2 protein-coding genes are annotated in these 3672 nt (G+C 71.6%); one reads left to right on the top strand and one right to left on the bottom strand.

Annotation, left to right across the window (positions count from 1 at the left end; translation table 11 throughout):
• Window positions 1-171 precede the first annotated feature (171 nt).
• Window positions 172-666, bottom strand: coding sequence for a DUF1203 domain-containing protein (locus AB0G17_RS37290; protein WP_361392726.1), 495 nt, complete (start codon window positions 664-666; stop codon window positions 172-174).
• 169 nt (window positions 667-835) lie between these two features.
• Here AB0G17_RS37290 and pepN point away from each other — a divergent pair, with 169 nt between their 5' ends.
• Window positions 836-3409 (top strand): aminopeptidase N, encoded by a 2574-nt coding sequence (pepN, locus tag AB0G17_RS37285; RefSeq protein ID WP_361392723.1) that lies wholly within the window; start codon window positions 836-838, stop codon window positions 3407-3409.
• The last annotated feature ends 263 nt before the right edge of the window (window positions 3410-3672 follow it).

Here is a 3672-nt window from a genome sequence, read left to right as displayed (position 1 = left end):
GTTCCCCGCGCCCCTACAGGGGCGCCCCTGTAGGGGCGCGGGGAACTGCGCGACCCGGCACGGTCCGCAGACGAACCGGGGCCCCAGGGGCGAAGCCCCCGGCCGCCCGCCAGAGGGCTTTAGGTAAGGGGTGGGGTGGGGGCAACACACCTCACCCCGTGGCGCGCCGGGTCAGGGGCGGCGCACCTCGAAGTGGAAGCAGCCATACTCCAGCGCCCTGACGTGGACCAGCGCCACCTCCGGGTCCGCGAACGCCTCCGCGAAGGCCGCCTCGTACCCCGCCGTGGTGTCCTCGGGGATCTCCAGGAGGCGGCCGCCCACGATGCGGCCCTCCGCGTCGTAGCGGCGGACCGTGCGCAGCGCGCCCGCGTGGGCGAAGGGGTAGTCGTCCCCAGGGCCCGGCCCGTCGCACGCCGCGCAGATGAACACCGGCCCCTGCTCGTCGTACGCCCCCGGCTTCGCCCACGTCTGGGCCGCCCAGCGGCGCAGCGGGGCGTACGAGACCAGCGCGATGCGCTCGCCGGGCTCGCTCAGGCGCAGACAGCAGCGCAGGGGCGCGCCGCCCTCGTCGTCGGTGAAGGGGCGGCAGGGCTGCCCCGCGTCGTCGGTGTCCCGGAGCTGCTTGAGCGCTTCCGGCCCGATGGGCCGTGCGGTGTAGGTCGTCATGGACCGAGCCTCCCGCCGCACGGCGCCCCGTACCGGCGGAATTCGGACGTGGCGCTTCCCCCCGCCGGCGGGGGGAAAGCCCTGTACGGCCCGGGGACCTCTCGTGCAAGGATGGCCGGAACCGTCACGATCTGATGGATCCATCTGTAGTTCTGAAGGAGATGGCCGGGTGCCTGGTACGAATCTGACCCGTGAAGAGGCCCAGCAGCGCGCGAAGCTGCTGAGCGTCGACTCGTACGCGATCGAGCTCGATCTGAGCGGCGCGCAGGAGGGCGGGACGTACCGGTCCGTCACCACGGTGCGCTTCGACTCGGCCGAGGCGGGCGCCGAGACCTTCATCGACCTCGTCGCGCCGGCCGTGCACGAGGTCGTCCTGAACGGGAGCGCGCTCGACCCGGCCACCGTGTTCGCCGACTCGCGGATCGCGCTCGCCGGTCTGGAGGCGGGCCCGAACGAGCTGAGGGTCGTCGCGGACTGCGCGTACACCAACACCGGCGAGGGCCTGCACCGCTTCGTCGACCCGGTCGACGACCAGGCGTACCTCTACACCCAGTTCGAGGTCCCGGACGCCCGCCGCGTCTTCGCCTCCTTCGAGCAGCCCGACCTGAAGGCGACCTTCCAGTTCACCGTGAAGGCTCCCGAGGGCTGGACGGTCGTCTCGAACTCGCCGACCCCCGAGCGGCCGGTCGACAACGTGTGGCGGTTCGAGCCGACCCCGCGGATCTCGTCGTACATCACGGCGCTGATCGTCGGTCCGTACCACTCGGTGCACTCCTCGTACGAGAAGGACGGCCAGTCGGTGCCGCTGGGCATCTACTGCCGTCCCTCGCTCGCCGAGTTCCTCGACGCGGACGAGATCTTCGACGTGACCCGGCAGGGCTTCGACTGGTTCCAGGAGAAGTTCGACTACGACTACCCGTTCGCCAAGTACGACCAGCTCTTCGTGCCGGAGTTCAACGCGGGCGCGATGGAGAACGCGGGCGCGGTGACGATCCGCGACCAGTACGTGTTCCGGTCCAAGGTGACCGACGCCGCGTACGAGACGCGCGCCGAGACCATCCTGCACGAGCTCGCCCACATGTGGTTCGGCGACCTCGTCACCATGGAGTGGTGGAACGACCTGTGGCTGAACGAGTCGTTCGCCACCTACACCTCGATCGCCTGCCAGGCGTACGCGCCGGGCTCGAAGTGGCCGCACGCCTGGACCACGTTCGCCAACTCCATGAAGACCTGGGCGTACCGGCAGGACCAGCTGCCGTCCACGCACCCGATCATGGCGGACATCCGCGACCTCGACGACGTGCTCGTCAACTTCGACGGCATCACGTACGCCAAGGGCGCCTCCGTCCTCAAGCAGCTCGTCGCCTACGTCGGCATGGACGAGTTCTTCCAGGGCGTGCAGGCGTACTTCAAGGCGCACGCGTTCGGCAACACGCGCCTGTCCGACCTGCTGGGCGCGCTGGAGCAGACCTCCGGGCGTGACCTGAAGACCTGGTCGAAGGCGTGGCTGGAGACGGCGGGCATCAACATCCTGCGCCCGGAGATCGAGGTCGACGGCGAGGGCCACATCACCTCCTTCACCGTCCTGCAGGAGGCCCCGGCGCTGCCCGCCGGCGCCCAGGGCGAGCCGACCCTGCGCCCGCACCGCATCGCGATCGGCTTCTACGAGCTGAACGAGACGGGCAAGCTGGTGCGCACCGACCGCCTCGAGCTGGACGTGGACGGGGCGCGCACCGCCGTGGAGCTCCCGGCGGGCACCCGCCGCCCGGCCGTCGTCCTGCTCAACGACGACGACCTCTCGTACGCGAAGGTGCGCCTGGACGAGGAGTCCCTGAAGGTCGTCACCGCGCACCTGGGTGACTTCGCCGAGTCGCTGCCGCGCGCGCTGTGCTGGGCTTCCGCCTGGGACATGACCCGTGACGGCGAGCTGGCGACCCGCGACTACCTGGCGCTGGTCCTGTCCGGCATCGCCAAGGAGTCGGACATCGGCGTGGTGCAGTCGCTGCACCGCCAGGTCAAGCTGGCCCTGGAGCTGTACGCGGCGCCCGAGTGGCGCGAGACGGGTCTGGCGCGGTGGACCGAGGCGACCCTGGAGCAGCTGCGGGCGTCCGCGCCCGGCAGCGACCACCAGCTGGCGTGGGCGCGGGCGTTCGCTGCCACGGCCCGTACGGCCGATCAGCTCGACCTGCTGCAGGGGCTGCTCGACGGCACCGAGACGGTGGACGGCCTGGCCGTCGACACCGAGCTGCGCTGGGCCCTGGTCGAGCGGCTCGCCGCCACCGGGCGGGCGGACGAGAAGGCCATCGCGGCCGAGCTGGAGCGCGACCGTACGGCGGCGGGTGAGCGCCACGCGGCCACCGCGCGCGCCGCGCGTCCCACGGCCGAGGCGAAGGCCGAGGCGTGGGCGCAGGTCGTCGAGGGTGACTCGCTGCCCAATGCCGTGCAGGAGGCGGTGATCGGCGGCTTCGTCCAGACCGACCAGCGCGAGCTGCTCGCGCCGTACACGGAGAAGTTCTTCGCGGCGGTCAAGGGTGTGTGGGAGTCGCGCTCGCACGAGATCGCGCAGCAGATCGCGACGGGTCTGTACCCGGCGCTCCAGGTCTCCCAGGCGACCCTGGACACGACGGACGCGTGGCTGGCCTCGGCGGCCCCGAACGCGGCCCTGCGCCGTCTGATCTCGGAGTCCCGGGCGGGCGTGGAGCGAGCGCTCCGGGCCCAGGAGGCGGACGCGGCGTCGTCGTAACGGGTGTTTGCCCCCACCCCGCCCCTTCCCTTAACCCTCCGGGGGTGGGTGGGGGCGGCGGTGTTTTCCCGGGGGCTACGCCCCGGAAGCCCCCGTTTGTCTGCGGACCGTGGTGGGCTGGTCGCGCAGTTCCCCGCGCCCCTTAAATGCCGCTGCGCGGCATCCTCGGGGCGCCCCGCAGGGGGCAGGAAGAAGCGGCCCGTGCCACGGGCCAGTTCGTCCTGGTACGACAGGCGGAGCTGGGCGATCCGTTCACTGTCGGG

This window comes from Streptomyces sp. NPDC023838 (assembly GCF_040639555.1).
Taxonomy (GTDB): Bacteria; Actinomycetota; Actinomycetes; order Streptomycetales; family Streptomycetaceae; genus Streptomyces.
Note: the sequence above shows the minus strand (reverse complement) of the source record. Positions and strands in the feature narration are given on the sequence as shown.